A 1,310-nucleotide genomic window follows, 5' to 3' on the forward strand; every position below is an offset into this window, starting at 1 on the left:
CACCGAGGCGATGTTCAATGAACACGCTCGCGCATATGGACGCAACGGCGCCAGCCTAATTGCTCTGCCGCGCGCAACTGGCCCAGACTACCGGTCCTGGCAGATCGCCGGCGCGATGGCTGCGCTTGTGAGTGGCTGCTACGTGGTCAGTTCAAACCGGAGCGGCCGGCTTGGACATCAGGGGCCGCTCTTCGGCGGTCGCGGCTTCGCCTTTGCTCCCGGCGGGCGGCTGCTTGCAACGACATCATCTGACCGACCAATCGTCATTATCGAGTTGGACGCTGCAAGGTCTTCGCGGGCGCAGGCAGACTATCCCTGCTATGTCACGGAACCGGCACGCCAGTGACTACAGCATCCAGAGAACGCCCACGACGGATGTTCGCGAATACATTTGATCTGGTCGTGATTCAGATCCTTCGACGCACTCAACGCATCGGCGGCGCCCCCGTCAGGTCGACCTAAGGGCGGTAAAATGGGGCCAGCTTCGCTAGTCAGACTCACTGGGCGGATAAACCACACGTCCATGCTCTATAACAACCGCACCTGCGGTGAGCGTCGCCCGGCTCATTTGCCCCAGGCCCATCAGGTGACAAACGGCGTGGCCGCGTGAAATAAGATGGTCCGCGATTATTCGTCGATGACAACGCCACCAGACGGCCTCCGAACACATCACCGCCAGTTTGTTTGTGCTGCCTCGTGAGATCAGCGCGTCGAGAGAGTCTTGAAAAGCGTCTGATAGTGCATAGTCCGCGTAGTTGTGAAAACTGCGATTTCGCCAAAGCGCATTGCAGCAATCAGGCACGTCGACTTGCCACTGTCGGCGGCCACCCAAGTCAGCAAAATACTCATAAGAAATACTGGACGCGCCCAGAGTGATCGGCAATATGTCTATGTTGTACTCGGGATTACGGCGCGACCGGGGAAACGCTCTCACGTCGGCAATCAGGTCTATAGAGGCGCGTTCGAGAATCGCCGCAAACTGGCGAAAAGAGCGTGTAGAATGGCCAATTGAATAGAACTGCATGATCACAGCTTTCTGGAGAGCGCCCTCTCTATATGGGCTGCGATATGATCCGTTCTGTCACTCCTTATTTCATATTGCGGCTCTTCGTTGGAGGCGTGATGGGTGTATCCCTTGAAAACGAAATCCTCTTCATGGATTCGTATGATACTGCCGCTCGCAGATCCCGCTTCCGAGTTCCAAGTGACGTGATCGCCAATGTGATATTTCGGCATGGTTCACCTTTTCATCATAAAGATCTTGTCAGTGAAGAACTCGGGCTCGGTCTTTTCAGGTGAATGGGTCGGCC

At 56.1% G+C, this 1,310-nt stretch carries 3 protein-coding genes; 1 reads left to right on the forward strand and 2 read right to left on the reverse strand.

All coding sequences use genetic code 11. The features are described from left to right. Positions 1 to 346 (forward strand): nitrilase-related carbon-nitrogen hydrolase (locus EN939_RS34480; protein ID WP_335930818.1); only part of this gene is annotated, 346 nt, incomplete at its 5' end. 141 nt (positions 347 to 487) lie between these two features. On the opposite strand, the gene EN939_RS34485 is transcribed toward EN939_RS34480, so the two are convergent. Beyond that, positions 488 to 1,024, reverse strand: a complete 537-nt coding sequence (locus EN939_RS34485; protein WP_206517121.1) for a DUF488 domain-containing protein — start codon at positions 1,022 to 1,024, stop codon at positions 488 to 490. 2 nt (positions 1,025 to 1,026) lie between these two features. Continuing rightward, positions 1,027 to 1,236 carry a DUF2945 domain-containing protein gene (locus EN939_RS34490; RefSeq protein ID WP_127270674.1) on the reverse strand — a complete coding sequence of 70 codons (210 nt, stop codon included), beginning with the start codon at positions 1,234 to 1,236 and terminating at the stop codon, positions 1,027 to 1,029. Between the last annotated feature and the right edge of the window lie 74 nt (positions 1,237 to 1,310).

Origin of the sequence: Mesorhizobium sp. M7A.F.Ca.CA.002.05.1.1, from assembly GCF_003998335.1 — a bacterium.
GTDB lineage: Bacteria > Pseudomonadota > Alphaproteobacteria > Rhizobiales > Rhizobiaceae > Mesorhizobium.